Genomic DNA, 15,548 nt, shown 5'->3' with positions numbered 1-15,548 from the left:
GACGCCCCGGACGGCGAAGGCCGCCGGTGGCACGACCGGGAGGAGAAGCGATGACCGAACGCGGGAACACCACCCATCGCCCCGAACTCGACGAGCAGCTCGCGCACGAGGCGCAGAGCATCGTCCAGGGGCACGGCAGCAACGCCCACGTCGAGGAGTTCCGGCAGTCCGAGCCGGTCCCCGACGACACCGACAGCCCGGAGACCCTCGCCGCGTCGGGCTACGACGGCGAGCTCGAGGGCGAGCTGCAGGACGACACCACCGACGTGCTCCCCGAGGACGACGCCGACCGTGCCGACCCGCTGCCCACCGGCGAGGGCGACGGAGCCGACGCGACCGTGTACCGCACCGAGACCGGGGAGGGCAGCGCCGATGGCTCTGACGCAGAATGACGCCCCGCACCTGCAGTCCGGCATCGCCGAACGCCTGAAGCGCGGGGGCACGTGGACGTGGGCCTACGTCGACGCGTCCGGTGACCGTGAGGACCCGCAGCACCTCGCCGCCCTGCAGCGCCGGAAGGCCGAGGACGTGCTGCGGTCGGCCGGGGCGGACGCCGAGGTCGTCGACACGGTGATGGCCGAGCTCGAGGAGACGCCGGGGGTGCCGGCACCCGTCAGCCGGTACGTGCTCGTGCACGACGGCGAACTCGTGCTCAGCGAGGTCCTGCCCGGCGCGATGCACGCCCCGACGTCGATCGGCCACGACCCCGTGCCCGACCTGCTGCCGCTCCTGGCGCACCGGCCGCTCGACCTGCCGTTCCTGATCGTCGAGGTCGGTCGCGAGGGCGGTGGCTACCGCGCCTACCGCTTGGGCCACGCCGACGTGCCGGACCGTCGCGACGAGCAGCGCGTGCAGGGCCGCACCGACACGCTCCACAAGTTCCAGGGCGGCGGCTGGTCGCACCTGCGGTGGCAGCACCACACCGAGGAGATCTGGCGCGACAACCAGAACGAGGTCGCCACGGCCGTCGACGAGGCGTTCCGGCGGCTGCAGCCGAAGCTCATCGTGGTCGCGGGGGACATCCGCGCACGGGGGCTCCTGCTCGACCAGTTGTCCACCGAAGCGCGCGCCGTCGTCTCCGAGGTCCCGGTCGACACCCGGGCGTCGGACGCGTCGGAGACCGCGCTCGTCGAGCACGTCGACATCGCGCTCGCGCGGGTCATCGCGACCCGCCGGCACGACTTCGAGGACCTGCTCCGCACCCACGTCGGCCGCGGGGACAACCAGACGGTCACCGGTCTCGGTTCCGTCGTCGAGGCGCTGCAGCAGGCGCAGGCCTCGGTCGTCGCGATCGACGCCGCCGCGATCGGCGACCGCACCCTGCTCGCGCTGGGAGCGGTGCCGTGGATCGCCACGGCACCCGAGCAGGCGGCGGGGGCACCGGTCATCGGACCGGTCCCGGCCGTGTGCGCGATCGTCCGGGCGGTCGCCCTCACCGACGCGGAGCTGCTGCTCGTGAACGCCGCGTCGCTCCCGAACGGCGCGCCCGCCGCGGCGTTGCTGCGGTGGCCGGTGGGACCGGCGGTGCCGACCGCCTGAGCGGTGACCGGACGACGGACGGGAGGCCCGGTGCCAGCTGGTACCGGGCCTCCCGTCCGTCTCGGCGCGGCTCGCGCTCAGTCGTGCAACCGGTCGCGTCGGGGCACCAGCGGGACCGCGAGCAGCGGGAGCACCGCGACGATGCCGAACGACGCCGCGAACCCGAGCGCACCGACCAGGGCGCCGATGCCCGGACCGACGGCGCTCGCCGCGATGAACTGCCCGGTGTTCTGCGCCCCGAGCGCCCGGCCCGACCAGAACGGTCCCGCCGCCTCGGCGACCGACGTGTAGGCCAGCCCGTTGTCGGCGACCGTCACGCTCGTCGCGAGCACCAGGAACACCGCAGCCCCGGCCAGGTGCGTCGCGTCGACGACCGCGAGCACCGCCATCACCACCGCGGCGCTCACCGCGACGATCCGCAGGGGCCCGACGCGCGACCCGGCCCGGTCGCTCCAGCCACCGACCAGGATCCGGCCGATCGCCCCGACGAACTGCGCGGCGCCGACGAGCAGCCCGGCGGCCGGCGTCGACCAGCCGAGGCCCACGAGCCAGACGAGCCCGTACGTCGACAGGGTGAACTGCGGCACCACGAGCAGGACCGACACCGCGTGCACCCGCCACAGGAACCCGCTCGACCGGTAGGGGTTCGCGGTCGCCGTCGTCGCCACCGTGGTCCGGGCAGGTCGTGGCGGGTCGGTGATCCCGATCGCGCAGCACACGGCGAGCACCGCGCACAGCACGATCGGCAGGACCAGGGCCGCACGGATCCCGGAGCCCTCGGCGAGCTGCGGCACCGTGACCGCCGCGAGCGTCACCCCGAGCGGTTGCGACATCTGCCGGATGCCCATCGCGAGTCCCCGGCGCTCCTTCGGGAACCACCCCACCACGACCCGGCCGCTCGCGGCGTTCGTCGAGGCACTCGTCATGCCGGCGGCCAGGAACGCCAACCCGAGCAGCACCGGGTCGCCCGCAGCCAGCCAGGCGGCGACCACGGCCAGCGTGGTGAGCACGAGCCCGCCGGCGATGACGACGCGCTCGCCGAACCGGTCGGTGATCGCGCCCCAGGCGATGAGCGTCAGGACCATGCCGAAGGTCGGGGCGGCGGCGAGGACCCCGGCGACCGGCAGGGACGTGCCGCGGCTGAGCAGGTGGGGGATGAGGAGCGCCGGCGCGGACACGACGAGCGTCCCCGCCGCCTGGGCCGCGACCCCGAGGGCGAGCATCGTCCAGGCGCGGGCGGAGACCGGCGGCGTCGTGGTGGATCGCTGCGGGGCGTCGGTCGTGGGCATGGGTCGTGTCGGCCGTTCGTCGTCGTTCCATCGCGGAACGGATTGGTATACCAGAACGGTATACCATTCCCGCCGTCACGCCGCTAGGCTTGTCCGCCGTGACCGACACGACCGACGCCGCGCCCGTGTCGCAGACGGCCCAGCTCTACGACAACCTGCGCGCAGCCATCCTGACCCTCGACATCGCACCGGGGGAGCGCATCTCGGAGCGGGGACTCGAGGCGCGGTTCCACGCCTCGCGCACGCCGGTCCGCGCCGCACTGTCGCGGCTCGAGCGCGAGGGGCTCATCCTGCACGAGGGTCGTTCGTGGACGGTCACCCCGATCGACCTCGACGAGATCGCCTCGCTCGCCGAACTCCGCGGCATCCTCGAGCCCGCTGCGGTGCGGCTGGCCGTCCAGCGCGCCACCCCGGAGCAGTTGGCGGAGGTCCGCGGGCACCTCGACGCGCTCCGGCCCACCCCCGACCAGCAGGCCGGCATCCGGATGGGGTCGACGTTCCACCTCGACCTCGCCGCGCTCGGTGGCAACCGGTTCGTCACCGACGCCATCGCCGACGCCCTGACGCGGCTCGAGCGCACGCGTTGGATCGAGGTCCGCACACCCGAGGCGCGCGACGCCGCGTGGGACGAGCACAGCGCCATCATCGACGCCGTCCGCGACGGTGACGCCGACCGCGCAGCGGAACTCGTGGCCGCCCACGTCGCGGGCACGAACGACCGGCTGCTCAGCTGGATCGCGCAGGAGCGCCGACGCCTGCGTGGAGCGGGCATGACGATCGTGGGCGCGACCGAGCGCTGAGTGTCCGCGGACGTGAGCGGTCTGCGGGCGCCTACCCGGGCCTCCTGGCCGTGTCCGGGGGGAGGCCGGGCGCGAGCCGCTAGCGCAGGTCCGTCGTCTCCTGCGGCGCGTCGAGATCGTCGAACGTGCGGATCGAATCCGTGCGTTCGAGCAGCGCGTCGCGCACCTCGGCCTCGTCGTGGCTCGCGCGGAGTGCGAGCTTGCTCCCGGAACGTGTCGACTGTGACATGTCGTGTCCTTCCCCTGCGTGTGGGCAACCTGATCGGTGCGGGCACGCGGCCCGCTGGTGCGCTTCCTCACGGGACGTACTGAGGTCGGAACAGTGTCGCGCGACCCCCGCGGTCCCGCAAGCGTTTCCGGCACCGTGTGGAGAACTCCCGGGACACGGCATGCCTAGGATGGTCCGGCCGCACAGCGCGAGGCGCGGCACCAGCGGACGTCGAAGGGGAGGCACGGGTTGGCCGACCAGCGCACCGCACCTCCCACGGTCTACGACGTCGCGTCTGCAGCCGGCGTCTCCATCGCCACCGTCTCGCGCGTGCTCCGCACGCCCGACGCCGTCCGCGAGGGCACCCGGGACCGCGTGCAGGCGGCGATCCGGAGCCTCGGGTACGTCCCGTCCGGCAACGCCCGGGCCCTCGCCGGCAAGCGCACCGGCGTCGTCGGACTGCTGTTGCCCGGGTTCGACGTGGTGCTCGACGAGCGGCCGGACCTGGTCACCGACGGCGGCGTCCGCGTGGTCGACGACCGGCGGCACGTGACGCAGCCGTTCTCGTCCAACCTGTACTTCGACGAGGTCCTGCGCGGTGCCGAGACCGAGGCCTGGCAGCGGGGGCTCGCGCTCATGGTCGCCGCCGGGCGGGGGTCGTCGCGCGACGTCATCGTGAACGACGTCGCCGGCCGGGTCGACGGGCTGGCCGTGCTGGCACAGACCGTGCCCGACGACCTGCTCGAGCACGTCGCCCGACGCATCCCGGTGGTGGTGCTCGCCGACGACCGGCGCTCGCACGGGTTCGACTCGGTGAGCGTGGACAACGCCGCGGGCATGCGGACCCTGGCGTCGCACGTCATCGGCCGCCTGGGGATCCGGTCCCTCGCGTACGTCGCGGGGCCCATCGACTCGCCCGACGACATGGAGCGCTCGGCGGGGTTCCGCGCGGCGCTGGCCGACCACGGGGTGCCGGCCTCGACGGTGCGCACCGTGCACGGCGACTTCGGGCGGGCTCGGGCGCGGGAGCTCGCGGTGTCGCTGCTCGCCGACGACGTCCCACGAGCCGTCGTCTGCTCGAACGACCAGTCCGCGCTCGGGGTGCTCGACGCCGCCGCTGCGCGGGGGCTCCGCGTGCCCGAGGACCTCGTCGTGACGGGGTTCGACGGCATCGACGCCGGTCGGTTCTCGTCGCCGCGCCTGACGACCGTGCACCAGCCGATGGGGGCGCTCGGCCGTGCTGCCGTCCTGGCGATCGTGGACCGGCTGGAGCGCCGCGAGGGGCCGCCGCGCGCCGTGCGCCTGCCCGTCGAGGTGCTGCTGCGCGAGAGCTGCCCGCCCGCGCTGTAGGCGTGCGGCGGCTCGCACCGTGCGAGGGGCGTGTGGTGCGGGCTTCCGTGTTCGGTGCGAGCCTCGCGACCTCGCACCACGGACGGAACCTCGCACCACGCGCGACGCCCCTCGCACCGTGCGCCGCCCCGCGCCGCCGAGACCTCGCACGGTGCCACCCCGCGAAACAACACCCGCGCTTGCATGCCGTGATGTAAGCGCATACATTGAGCACGTACCGACTCGACATGGAGGTCGACCGAGCAATGACGCTTCCCCCACAGCGCACGCGCGGCACGCGTGACCCAGGCCCCCGCCGCCGAGGCCGCCTCGTCGCGGCCATCGCCGGCCTCGCCGCAGTGGCCCTCGTGGCCACCGGCTGCAGCATCCAGGTCCGTTCCGAACCCGATCCCACCATCGGCAAGGACACGATGCTCATCAACGCGGACCGCGGCAACCCGCTGTTCGACCGCAACTTCAACCCGTACATCACCAACGCCCGGACAGCCTCCAAGTGGATGTACGAGCCCCTCATCGAGGTGAACCCCCTCGACGGCAAGCGCAACCCGTGGCTCGCCAGCGCGTGGAGCCAGCCCGATGCGAAGACGATCGACATGACGATCCGCTCGGGTGTCGAGTGGTCAGACGGTTCGCCGTTCAGCGCGAAGGACGTCGTCTTCACCTTCGACCTGCTCAAGAAGTTCCCCGCCATGGACGTCAAGGGGGCCTGGCAGCACATCGAGCGCATCGAGCAGGACGGTGACCACGTCGTCTTCCACCTCAAGAGCGAGGACGTCCCGAGCCTGACGATCATCGGGCAGACGTACATCCTGGGCGAGGACCACTGGAGCGGCGTGAAGGACCCGACGACCTGGCGCGACCCGAACCCGGTCGGCACCGGTCCGTTCGTCCTCGGCAACTACACCGACCAGCAGTACTCGATGGACAAGAACCCGAAGTACTGGCAGGCCGACAAGATCGCCATCAAGCACCTCATCCTGCCGGCGACGAACACGCAGCTGGACACCGTCACCCGCGGCTACGACTGGGCGTACTCGTTCATCTCCGACGTCAAGGGCACCTGGGGCGCCGCGTCGAAGACGAACGAGTGGTGGTTCCCGGCCGGCGGTGTGATCGGCCTCATCCCGAACCTCACGAAGGCGCCGTTCAACGACGTCAACGTCCGCCGGGGCATCTCGCTCGCGCTCGACCGCGACGCCATCGCCGAGACCGCGTCCGAGGGCAACCTGTCGGCGGCGGGCCAGACCGGTCTGATCCTGCCGAACCAGGAGCGCTACCTCAACCCGGACATCCCCGACCAGGGCATGATCACCCAGGACCTCGAGGCCGCGAAGGCGAACTTCGCGAAGTCCGGGTACGTGGAACAGGGCGGGAAGCTCGTCAAGGACGGCAAGCAGCTGTCGATCACGATCACCACGGCCAACGGCTACTCCGACTGGCTCCGCGCGGCGCAGGAGGTCCGCAAGAACCTCGCCGCGATCGGCGTCGACGTGACGATCAGCGCACCACAGCCCGCCGGGTACCAGCAGTCGATCAACAACGGCGAGTTCGACATGGCGATGGGCGGCATGGGCAACGGTGACGTCTACCAGGCGTTCAACTCCCTGCTCAGCAGCGAGTTCTACCAGCCGGTCGGCAAGTCGACCGTCAACAACTACGAGCGGTACAAGAACGCCGACACCCAGAAGCTCCTCGACGAGTACAAGGCGACGACGGACACCGCGAAGCAGCAGGAGATCCTCGACCAGCTGCAGCAGACCGTCTACGACGAGCTCCCCGTCATCGGCATGTACTACGGCGGACTCTGGGGCCTGTTCAACACCGGCAAGTTCGTCGGCTGGCCGAGCGCGAAGGACCCCTACATGGCACCGCAGAACTACGACTCGGCACCGCTGCTCATCTTCACGAAGCTCCGGCTGCGCGACAGCGCCGCGGGCAAGCAGATCCTGCAGGAGCAGAAGGCTGCGCAGCAGGAGGACCAGAAGTGAAGTACATCCTCCAGAAACTCGTCCTCTTCGTCCTGACCCTCTGGGCCGCGGTCACGCTGAACTTCCTGCTTCCGCGTCTCATGCCGGGCAGCCCGTCGGACGCCGCCCTGGCGAAGCTCAGCCGGAACGGCCCCGTCACCGAGGCCACCAAGAAAGCCGTCGAAGCCCAGCTCGGGGTGCCGACCGGCAACCTCTGGGACCAGTACGTCAGCTACCTGCACCAGGTCGTCACGCTCGACTTCGGGGTCAGCTACACGTTCTACCCGCAGCCCGTCGGTGACCTCGTGTCGAAGGCCCTGCCGTACACGCTGATCCTGGTCGGGGTCGTCACGATCCTGGCGTTCGTCCTCGGCACCCTGATCGGTGTCGCGGCGGCGTGGAGGCGCGGCACCTGGCTCGACTCGCTCCCCACTCTGTCGGGCAGCTTCATGTCGACGTTCCCGTACTTCTGGACCGCCCTGCTGCTGCTGTTCTTCCTCGGCTACGTACTGCACTGGTTCCCGACCACGGGCGCCTACTCGGCGACGACGACGCCCGGGCTCAACGGCGCCTTCTTCGGCGATGCGCTGCAGCACGCGGTGCTGCCGGCGGTCACGATCCTGGTGACGAGCCTCGGCGGCTGGATCATCGGCATGCGCAACGCGATGATCAACACCCTCGGTGACGACTACGTGACCTTCGCCGAGGCCAACGGCCTGCGCGGACGCACCGTGGCCATCCGCTACGCGGCCCGCAACGCCATCCTGCCGAACCTGACCGGCTTCGGTCTGGCGCTCGGTGGCGTGGTCGGCGGTTCCGTCCTGGTCGAGCAGGTCTTCGGCTACCCAGGCATCGGCTACCTGCTGTTCAACGCCGTGATCGGGCAGGACTACCCGCTCATGCAGGCCCTCTTCCTGATGATCACCGTGTCGGTGCTCATCGCCAACTTCATCGTGGACGTCATGTACGGCGTCCTGGACCCGAGGACGCGTCGATGACCAACAACGCAACCATCGCCGTGCGAACGCAAGACACGGAAGAACAAGCAGCGCCGTCCAAGTGGCGCGCCGCCGCCCGCCAGTTCGGCGTCGTCTGGTCGAACAAGAAGGCCCGGATCGGCATCATCATCCTCGGCGTCTTCGTGTTCGTGGCGGTCTTCGCCCCGCTCCTGGCCCCGTACGGCGCCAGCCAGAACGGCTTCGCCCGGTCCGCCGACGCGACGCCCGACCACTGGATGGGCACCACCGCCGCCGGCGAGGACGTCCTGTCCCAGATCATCTACGGCGCCCGCATCTCGGTCATGGTCGGCGCGGTCGCGGGCATCCTGTCCACGCTCGTCGCCGTCGCGATCGGCCTCAGCTGGGGCTACGTCCGCGGCTGGATCGCCGAGGTCATCGGGTTCATCGTGAACCTGTTCCTCGTTATCCCGGGTCTGCCACTGATGATCGTCATCGCCGCCTACCTGCAGAACGGCGGCATCGCGGTGATCATCGCGGTCATCGTCGTGACCGGTTGGGCGTGGGGCGCTCGCGTGCTCCGCTCGCAGACGCAGTCGCTGCGCGGTCGGGACTTCGTCACCGCCGCCCAGTTCTCCGGTGATGGCGCGACCCGCATCGTGTTCCGCGAGATCCTGCCGAACATGACGAGCCTCATCGTCGGCAGCTTCTTCGGGGCCGCCACCAGCGCCATCCTCGCCGAGGCGGGCCTCGAGTTCCTCGGACTCGGCGACTCGTCGATCGTCAGCTGGGGCACGATCCTGTACTGGGCGCAGAACTCGAACGCGCTCCTCACCGGGCAGTGGATCCTGCTCTTCGCGCCGGGTCTCTGCATCGCGCTCCTCGCGATGAGCCTCACCCTGATCAACTTCGGCGTCGACGCCGTGTCCAACCCGCGGCTGCGCGACGGCGCACGGCCCCGTAAGGAGAAGCGCGCATGAGCGGCTTGCCAGAAACGCACCCGGCAGACGGCCTGGAGGCGCCCACCGGCGCCGCCACGGGCCTCCAGTCCGACGGTGGTGCCGTCCAGGGCGACGCCTCCGTCCTGCTCGACGTCCGCGACCTGTCGGTCGTCTACGAATCGGCCGGCCAGAGCGCCGTCCAGGCCGTCGACCACGTGTCGTTCCAGCTGCAGAAGGGCGAGTTCGTCGGCCTGGTCGGCGAGTCCGGTTCCGGCAAGTCGACCCTCGGCTACGCGCTGACGCGGCTGCAGAAGCCGCCGGCGCGCACGAACGGCGGCAGCATCGTCTTCGCGGGCAAGGACATCCGCGACCTCGACGACGAAGCCCTGCGCCAGCAGCGGCAGGGCGGCTTCGCCATGGTGCTGCAGTCCGGCATGAACGCGCTCAACCCGGTGCGCACCATCCGGAACCACTTCATCGACGTCTTCAAGGCGCACGGCCACGTGTCGCGCGACCGCTGGGACGTTCGGATGAAGGAGCTCATCGAGAAGGTGAAGCTGCCGACCTCGATGCTCGCCCGGTTCCCCGGGGAGCTCTCCGGCGGCATGCGGCAGCGCGTCTCCATCGCCCTGGCGCTCTCGCTCGAGCCGCAGCTCATGGTGTTCGACGAGCCGACGACGGCGCTCGACGTCCTCGTGCAGCACGCCGTGATGGACACCATCATCGAGCTGCAGCGCACCGAGGGCTTCACGGCGATCCTGATCAGCCACGACCTCGGCATCGTCCTCGAGGCCACCGAGCGCGTCCTCGTTATGCACGAGGGCCGGATCGTCGAGGACGGCGGCTCCCGCGAGATCCTCCGCGACCCGCAGGACGAGTACACGCAGATGCTCCTGTCGCACTACGCCGACCCCCGCGCCGAGGTGGTGTCGCTGCCGGGCTTCCCGGACCGCTCGCTCCGTGCCGAGGCCGGCGAGAAGCGGCAGGAGACGACCTCGTCGTTCAGCACCGTCGGCTCCCGCGAGCGCAGTGCCGCCCGCAACCCGATCGTCGTCGACCACATCGTGAAGACCTACCCGGCTCCCCGCCGCGGTGAGCAGCCGGTGCGGGCCGTGCGCGACGTGTCGTTCACCCTCGAGCCCGGGCAGTCGCTCGCCCTGGTCGGCCAGTCCGGATCGGGCAAGTCGACCATCGCGAAGCTGCTCACCGGCGTCGAGAAGCCGACCACCGGCACCGTCCGGTTCGGGGACCTCGACGTCGCCCGCCTCGGCAAGCGCGGCCTGCGCGACCTGCGCTCCGAGGTCCAGATGGTGTTCCAGGACCCGTACTCGGCGCTCAACCCGCTGCACACGGTCGAGTACACGCTGTCCCGGCCGATCGCGAACTACACCGGGCTGACCGGCCGCGATGCCCGGCGCCGTGTGCTCGAGCTGCTCGAGACGGTGGGGCTCACCCCCGTCGAGCAGTTCGCACAGAAGCTCCCGCACCAGCTCTCCGGTGGGCAGCGGCAGCGCGTGGTGATCGCCCGGGCGCTCGCGAGCGACCCGCAGGTGATCATCGCCGACGAGCCGGTGTCGATGCTCGACGTGACGCTGCGCGCCGGTGTGCTCGCACTGCTCGAGGACCTCCGCGAGCAGTGGGGCGTCTCGCTCCTCTACATCACGCACGACCTGCTGAGTGCGCGGCTCATCACGGACGACATCATGGTGCTCCACGAGGGCGCCGTGGTCGAGCGCGGTCACACGGCCCAGGTGCTGCAGGACCCGCAGGACCCGTACACGATCGCCCTCCTCGATGCTGTCCCCAACCCGCGGAGGACCCTGCGCGCATGACGAACCTGCACGACTTCCCGACGGTCCCGCCGTTCGGCCACCTGCCCACCCCGGACGGCGTCGACGTCGTGGGGATCGACGTCCCCGTCGGGCGGCTGACGGCCTACCGGATCGTGCCCGAGGGGGTGTCGAAGGGCACCGTGCTCATCGTCCCCGGCTACACCGGCTCGAAGGAGGACTGGCGGACCTTCCTGCCCGTCCTCCGCGACGCCGGCTGGACCGCGGTCGCGATCAGCCGGCGCGGTCAGGCCGACTCGGCCGCACCGACCGAACCCCGCGACTACTCCCTCGACGAAGAAGCGGCCGACGTCGTCCGGGTCGCGCGCCTCCTCGACGACGGCGCCCCCGTGCACCTGATCGGGCACTCGCTCGGCGGCGTGATCGTCCGGGCCGCCGCGCTCCAGGACCCGACGGCGTTCCGCGACGTCGTGCAGTTCTGCTCCGGGCCGCACGGGTGGCCGTACCGCAAGGTCGCCGAGCTGACGATCCTGCACGACACCGGCGGGAACCTCCGGCAGCTGTTCGACTCGACGAACCCGCTCTGGGCGTACCGGCCTGACGACGAGCTGCCCGACGACGTCCGGATGGTGCGCGACCGCTTCGACGCGACGAGCCCGCTCAGCGTCGTCGCCGGTGGCCACATCCTCGAGGACCACACCGACGCCTCCGACGCCCTGCGCGCCACCGGCCTGCCGGTCCTCGTCGCCCACGGCGAGTGGGACAACGCCTGGCCGATCCCGTGGCAGCGGGCGATGGCCGAGCAGACCGGTGCCGAGTACGTCGTCATCCCCGCGAGCTACCACGGTCCCCAGGTCGAGAACCCGCTCGGGACGGTCGCCGTCTTCGACGCATTCCTGAGCCAGCACTGACTCGAACACGCACTGAAAGGCACGATCATCTCCACGCTGCAGTTCCCCGACGGCTTCCTCTGGGGTGCCGCCACCGCCGCCCACCAGATCGAGGGCAACAACGTCAACAGCAACTGGTGGGTGCACGAGCACGAGCCGGACACCACCATCGTCGAGCCCTCGGGTGACGCGGCGGACAGCTACCACCGGTACCGCGAGGACATCCGCATCGCGGCCGAGCTCGGGCTGAACTCCTACCGGTTCAGCATCGAGTGGGCCCGCATCGAGCCCGAGCGCGGGTTCGTCAGCCGTGCCGAGGTCGACCACTACCGCCGCATGGTCGACGCCTGCCACGAGTTCGGCATCGAGCCGATCGTCACCCTCATGCACTTCACCGTGCCGCGCTGGTTCGAGCGCGACGGCTTCTGGCGGGCACCCGACGCCGCCGACCTGTTCGCCCGCTACACCGAGGCCGCGCTCCCCGTGGTGCAGGACGGCGTCCGCTACGTCTGCACGATCAACGAACCGAACATCGCGGCCATGCTCGCCGGCGGCGAGGACGCGGCCAACCTGGTGGCCTTCGGCCTGCCGAACCCGGACCTGGGGGTCGCCGACGCCCTGCTGGCCAGCCACAAGCGGTCGCGAGAGGTGTTGTCACAGGTGTCGGGCCTCCGGTCAGGGTGGACCGTCGCGACCCAGGCCTTCAAGTCCAACGGTGAGCCGGGCGCGGACGCGATGCTCCGCGAGTACGGGTACCCGCGCGACGACTGGTACCTCGAGAACGCCGCGGGCGACGACTTCCTCGGCGTGCAGGCCTACACCCGCACGTTCATCGGTCCGGACGGGCCCCTGCCCGTCGCGGACGACGTCGAGACGACCCTCACCGGCTGGGAGTTCTACCCCGAGGCCTCGGCCGACGGGCTCCGCAGCGCGTGGGAGCTCTCCGGTGGTGTCCCGCTGATGATCACCGAGAACGGCATCGCCACGGCCGACGACTCCCGCCGGCAGGTGTACACGCAGGGCGCGCTCGAGGGCATCCACCGCTGCATCGAGGACGGCATCGAGGTCCTCGGCTACCAGCACTGGTCGCTGCTCGACAACTACGAGTGGGCCTCCGGCTTCCGACCGACCTTCGGGTTGGTCGCGTGGGACCGCGAGACCTTCGAGCGCACGCCGAAGGACTCCGCCCGCTGGTACGGGCGGGTCGCGCAGGCGAACGCCCTCGAGTCGGTCGCCGTCTAGGACGGTCGACCCCGCAGGCGCGCGGCGGACGGGAGGCCCTGCTCCCGTCCGCCGCGCTTCGTCGTGTCCGGCACGGGTCGGCCCACGGGCCGTGGTGCGGACAGCGCTCAGGCGGCGGCGAGCAGGTCGGCGACGGCCGTCTCGCGGAGCAGCTCCGCGCGGTCCGCAGCGGTCGAGCCCTCGTCGTCGGCGGCGTCCCGGTCGACGTCGAGCGACAGCACGACGCGGACCGTGTCGAGGTCGCCGGAGTCGACGGCAGCGATCAGCAGCGTCGCGCCCCGTGACCCGCGCGCCCTGGTGTCCGCACCCGCGGCGGCGAGGGCACGCACGATCGCGGCGTGCCCGCCCCACGCAGCGCGGACGATCGGGGTGTTGCCGTCGCCGTCACGAGCCTCCAGGTCGGCGCCCGCTGCGACCAGCACGTCGACCGCCCGTCGCGCGTCGCGGTCGATCGCCAGCGTCAGCGGCGTCCGCCCCTCGGTGTCCTCCAGCTGCAGGGTCGCCCCGCGGCGCAGGAGTTCCTCGAGCATCTCGGGGTGGTCGAACCACGCGGCGGCGTGCAGCGGGGCGAAGCCCCAGCGAGGGTCGACGTCGTCGACGTCGCTCGCGTCATCGGCCAGGTGCAGCCCGCCGAGGTCGCCGTACGCCGCGGCCCGTACCACCTCGGTCGCCCACTCCACCCAACCGTCCGGCACCGGGCCGTGCCAGCCGCGTGCCGGGCGCGACTCGAGGCCGGAGTACACGGACTCGGCGACGCTCCGGATCGCCACCCGGACGCCCCGGAACCGGATCGCGACCTCACCGACGGGGGAGATCAGCAGGCGGAGTTCCCAGGCGTCGTGCTCGTTCAGGTACTCGAGCTCGCCCCGGGCGACGTGCGCGTCACCGGCGATCAGCGCTGCGGCGTCGACACCCGGCGGGTCGATGACGGCGTCCCGCAGCCGGAGCGACACCCTGGCGTGGTTCCAGCGGCGCCACAGGCCGCTCGGGGTGTCGAGCACCTCGTCGTTGCGGACCACGATGTCGGCGTGCACGACGACCGGGTCCGGCACACCGTGCCCCGGCAGGTCGACGGGGGTCGTCACGTCGTCCTCGTCGGCGTCCGGGTCGACGACGGCGTCGGCGGACTCCACGACCCAGCGTTCGATCCGTGAGTCGGTCCACTTGACCGTCAGGAGCGCGGCGATCGTCGGCGGGGCGTCCTCGAGCAGCCGGGTCACGTGTTCGCGCTGGCCGTCGAAGTCCTCGAGGGAGACGTAGCCAACGGAGGGCCAGTTCACTCGACTCCATCGCACGGGATCGAGACTAGCGGGCGGTGCGCAGCGGAATCTGGCCGGGATGACTCGGGCGATCGACCGGCCAGCGCCTGGCCGCACAGTGCCAGCGCGAGCCAGAGCACGGTCGACGCGGCGGACATCGTCGCGAACCCGGAGTAGCAGAACCCCAGGACGACGCCGGCCACCACGGCGAGACGAGCACCGACCGGCGCGGATCCGTCGAGCGCAGGACGCAGCAGGACGAGCACGAACACCACCACCGGGACCAGCCCGAGGTCGAAGGCCAGGATCGCGAAGGAGTTCTCGAGACTCGTGCGGAGGACCTCGCCCTTCAGCTGCCACGCTGCTCCCCACCCACCACCGATGAACGTGTGGTCCCAGATGTGCTCGACCACGTACTGCGCGGCCGCCCCACGTGCCGAGGACGAGCTCCCGTCGTCACCCGTCACGCGCTCGACCAGTCCGCTGAGCATCGACGTCCGCAGGACCACGAACACCGCGGCACAACCACTGAGGACGATCGTCAGGACAGCGACGAAGGACCGTGTCGAGCGCGCGATGACCCAGACGGTCGCCACGACCGCGACGGCGGTCGGTGCCCGTGATGCCGTGAGGACGACCGTGCTCAGGAGCATCAGCGCGACGACCAGGCGGAGCGGCGCACGGTGGATGAACGAGGTCAGCGGGATCGCGACCGCTGCAGCGAACCCGAGGTCGAGCGGACTGTCGAGCGTCCCTCGCGGGCGGAACTGGGCGATCCCCGAGGTCCCCGGCCCACCGAGCAGTCCCCACGGCAGGTCGGACCGGAGGACGACCTGGACGACGACCACGGCCGCGACGACGAGCATCACCCCGAGGAAGACCACGGCCAGCCGGCGCAGGGTCCCGGGGACGGCCTGCTCGCTCGTGCGCGCGACGAAGCAGAGCAGCATCGGGGCGAGGACGGCGTTGGCCAGCCCGAGGAGCGACGTCGGGCCACTGCCGGCGACGGCCTGCACCACGAGCAGGAACGCGACCACGACCAGACCGGCGTACCAACCGCGGCGCGGCGCCACCTCGGCGACCACGCTGTTCCACTGACCACGGAGGCCGAACACGCAGTACACGACGAGCAGGACTGTCGCCGGATGGAGCGCTGCGTTCCCCTCCCAGTTGCCGAGGAGGAGCCCTCCGGCGGTGGACGGGACGAGGAGGCGGAGCGCGACGACGGCGGACAGGACCACCACCGGCCGCGACTGCTGGGTCGCCACGACGATGAGACAGAACAGGACCCAGACGGCCAGACGGAGGAGCTCCACG

Annotated in this window: 14 protein-coding genes; 10 read left to right on the top strand and 4 right to left on the bottom strand. The window is 71.3% G+C overall.

What is annotated here, in order from left to right; all coding sequences use genetic code 11:
- Positions 1–50 precede the first annotated feature (50 nt).
- Both ABRP24_RS16920 and ABRP24_RS16915 read left to right on the top strand, forming a co-directional pair.
- Positions 51–392 (top strand): hypothetical protein, encoded by a 342-nt coding sequence (locus ABRP24_RS16920; RefSeq protein ID WP_111056728.1) that lies wholly within the window; start codon positions 51–53, stop codon positions 390–392.
- The gene (locus tag ABRP24_RS16915; RefSeq protein ID WP_349847239.1) at positions 373–1,539 is read left to right on the top strand and encodes a Vms1/Ankzf1 family peptidyl-tRNA hydrolase; all 1,167 of its coding nucleotides are present in this window, start codon (positions 373–375) and stop codon (positions 1,537–1,539) included. The genes ABRP24_RS16920 and ABRP24_RS16915 overlap by 20 nt, the downstream gene beginning before the upstream one ends.
- Before the next feature lie 77 nt (positions 1,540–1,616).
- Here ABRP24_RS16915 and ABRP24_RS16910 read toward each other — a convergent pair whose 3' ends face one another.
- Complete coding sequence (locus ABRP24_RS16910; RefSeq protein WP_349847237.1) at positions 1,617–2,828, bottom strand: MFS transporter; 1,212 nt, start codon at positions 2,826–2,828, stop codon at positions 1,617–1,619.
- A gap of 98 nt (positions 2,829–2,926) precedes the next feature.
- Here ABRP24_RS16910 and ABRP24_RS16905 point away from each other — a divergent pair, with 98 nt between their 5' ends.
- Entirely contained in the window at positions 2,927–3,628 is a 702-nt protein-coding gene (locus ABRP24_RS16905) for a GntR family transcriptional regulator (RefSeq protein WP_232536575.1), read from the top strand.
- A 79-nt stretch (positions 3,629–3,707) separates the two neighbouring features.
- Here ABRP24_RS16905 and ABRP24_RS16900 read toward each other — a convergent pair whose 3' ends face one another.
- On the bottom strand, positions 3,708–3,857 hold the full coding sequence (locus ABRP24_RS16900; protein WP_155896754.1) for a hypothetical protein: 150 nt from the start codon (positions 3,855–3,857) through the stop codon (positions 3,708–3,710).
- A gap of 228 nt (positions 3,858–4,085) precedes the next feature.
- Here ABRP24_RS16900 and ABRP24_RS16895 point away from each other — a divergent pair, with 228 nt between their 5' ends.
- The 7 genes from ABRP24_RS16895 (at position 4,086) to ABRP24_RS16865 (ending at position 12,972) form a co-directional block, all read left to right on the top strand.
- Entirely contained in the window at positions 4,086–5,186 is a 1,101-nt protein-coding gene (locus tag ABRP24_RS16895) for a LacI family DNA-binding transcriptional regulator (protein WP_349847234.1), read from the top strand.
- A gap of 245 nt (positions 5,187–5,431) precedes the next feature.
- Entirely contained in the window at positions 5,432–7,174 is a 1,743-nt protein-coding gene (locus tag ABRP24_RS16890; RefSeq protein WP_231495633.1) for an ABC transporter substrate-binding protein, read from the top strand.
- Complete coding sequence (locus ABRP24_RS16885; protein ID WP_301600185.1) at positions 7,171–8,151, top strand: ABC transporter permease; 981 nt, start codon at positions 7,171–7,173, stop codon at positions 8,149–8,151. The genes ABRP24_RS16890 and ABRP24_RS16885 overlap by 4 nt, the downstream gene beginning before the upstream one ends.
- The gene (locus ABRP24_RS16880) at positions 8,148–9,089 is read left to right on the top strand and encodes an ABC transporter permease (RefSeq protein ID WP_027464906.1); all 942 of its coding nucleotides are present in this window, start codon (positions 8,148–8,150) and stop codon (positions 9,087–9,089) included. Before ABRP24_RS16885 ends, ABRP24_RS16880 begins: the two co-directional genes overlap by 4 nt.
- Positions 9,086–10,882, top strand: a complete 1,797-nt coding sequence (locus tag ABRP24_RS16875) for an ABC transporter ATP-binding protein (RefSeq protein WP_214520710.1) — start codon at positions 9,086–9,088, stop codon at positions 10,880–10,882. The genes ABRP24_RS16880 and ABRP24_RS16875 overlap by 4 nt, the downstream gene beginning before the upstream one ends.
- Positions 10,879–11,751, top strand: coding sequence for an alpha/beta fold hydrolase (locus ABRP24_RS16870; RefSeq protein ID WP_071246157.1), 873 nt, complete (start codon positions 10,879–10,881; stop codon positions 11,749–11,751). Before ABRP24_RS16875 ends, ABRP24_RS16870 begins: the two co-directional genes overlap by 4 nt.
- A 24-nt stretch (positions 11,752–11,775) precedes the next feature.
- A complete protein-coding gene (locus ABRP24_RS16865; protein ID WP_371836765.1) occupies positions 11,776–12,972 on the top strand; it encodes a glycoside hydrolase family 1 protein in 1,197 nt (398 codons plus the stop codon).
- Between the two features lie 107 nt (positions 12,973–13,079).
- On the opposite strand, the gene ABRP24_RS16860 is transcribed toward ABRP24_RS16865, so the two are convergent.
- Both ABRP24_RS16860 and ABRP24_RS16855 read right to left on the bottom strand, forming a co-directional pair.
- On the bottom strand, positions 13,080–14,267 hold the full coding sequence (locus ABRP24_RS16860) for an ankyrin repeat domain-containing protein (RefSeq protein WP_349847230.1): 1,188 nt from the start codon (positions 14,265–14,267) through the stop codon (positions 13,080–13,082).
- Positions 14,249–15,547, bottom strand: coding sequence for an O-antigen ligase family protein (locus tag ABRP24_RS16855; RefSeq protein ID WP_349847228.1), 1,299 nt, complete (start codon positions 15,545–15,547; stop codon positions 14,249–14,251). The genes ABRP24_RS16860 and ABRP24_RS16855 overlap by 19 nt, the downstream gene beginning before the upstream one ends.
- Position 15,548: the final 1 nt, after the last annotated feature.

Origin of the sequence: Curtobacterium sp. WHRI 8282 (assembly GCF_040223925.2) — a bacterium.
GTDB lineage: Bacteria > Actinomycetota > Actinomycetes > Actinomycetales > Microbacteriaceae > Curtobacterium > Curtobacterium flaccumfaciens.
This window is presented reverse-complemented; position numbering and strand designations above follow the sequence as displayed.

Excerpts from the sequence above, each read along its gene's own strand:
- ABRP24_RS16890 (WP_231495633.1), top strand. The coding sequence starts at position 5,432 with ATGACGCTTCCCCCACAGCGCACGCGCGGCACGCGTGACCCAGGCCCC.
- ABRP24_RS16870 (WP_071246157.1), top strand. The coding sequence starts at position 10,879 with ATGACGAACCTGCACGACTTCCCGACGGTCCCGCCGTTCGGCCACCTG.
- ABRP24_RS16880 (WP_027464906.1), top strand. The coding sequence starts at position 8,148 with ATGACCAACAACGCAACCATCGCCGTGCGAACGCAAGACACGGAAGAA.
- ABRP24_RS16920 (WP_111056728.1), top strand. The coding sequence starts at position 51 with ATGACCGAACGCGGGAACACCACCCATCGCCCCGAACTCGACGAGCAG.
- ABRP24_RS16915 (WP_349847239.1), top strand. The coding sequence starts at position 373 with ATGGCTCTGACGCAGAATGACGCCCCGCACCTGCAGTCCGGCATCGCC.
- ABRP24_RS16875 (WP_214520710.1), top strand. The coding sequence starts at position 9,086 with ATGAGCGGCTTGCCAGAAACGCACCCGGCAGACGGCCTGGAGGCGCCC.
- ABRP24_RS16900 (WP_155896754.1), bottom strand. The coding sequence starts at position 3,857 with ATGTCACAGTCGACACGTTCCGGGAGCAAGCTCGCACTCCGCGCGAGC.
- ABRP24_RS16910 (WP_349847237.1), bottom strand. The coding sequence starts at position 2,828 with ATGCCCACGACCGACGCCCCGCAGCGATCCACCACGACGCCGCCGGTC.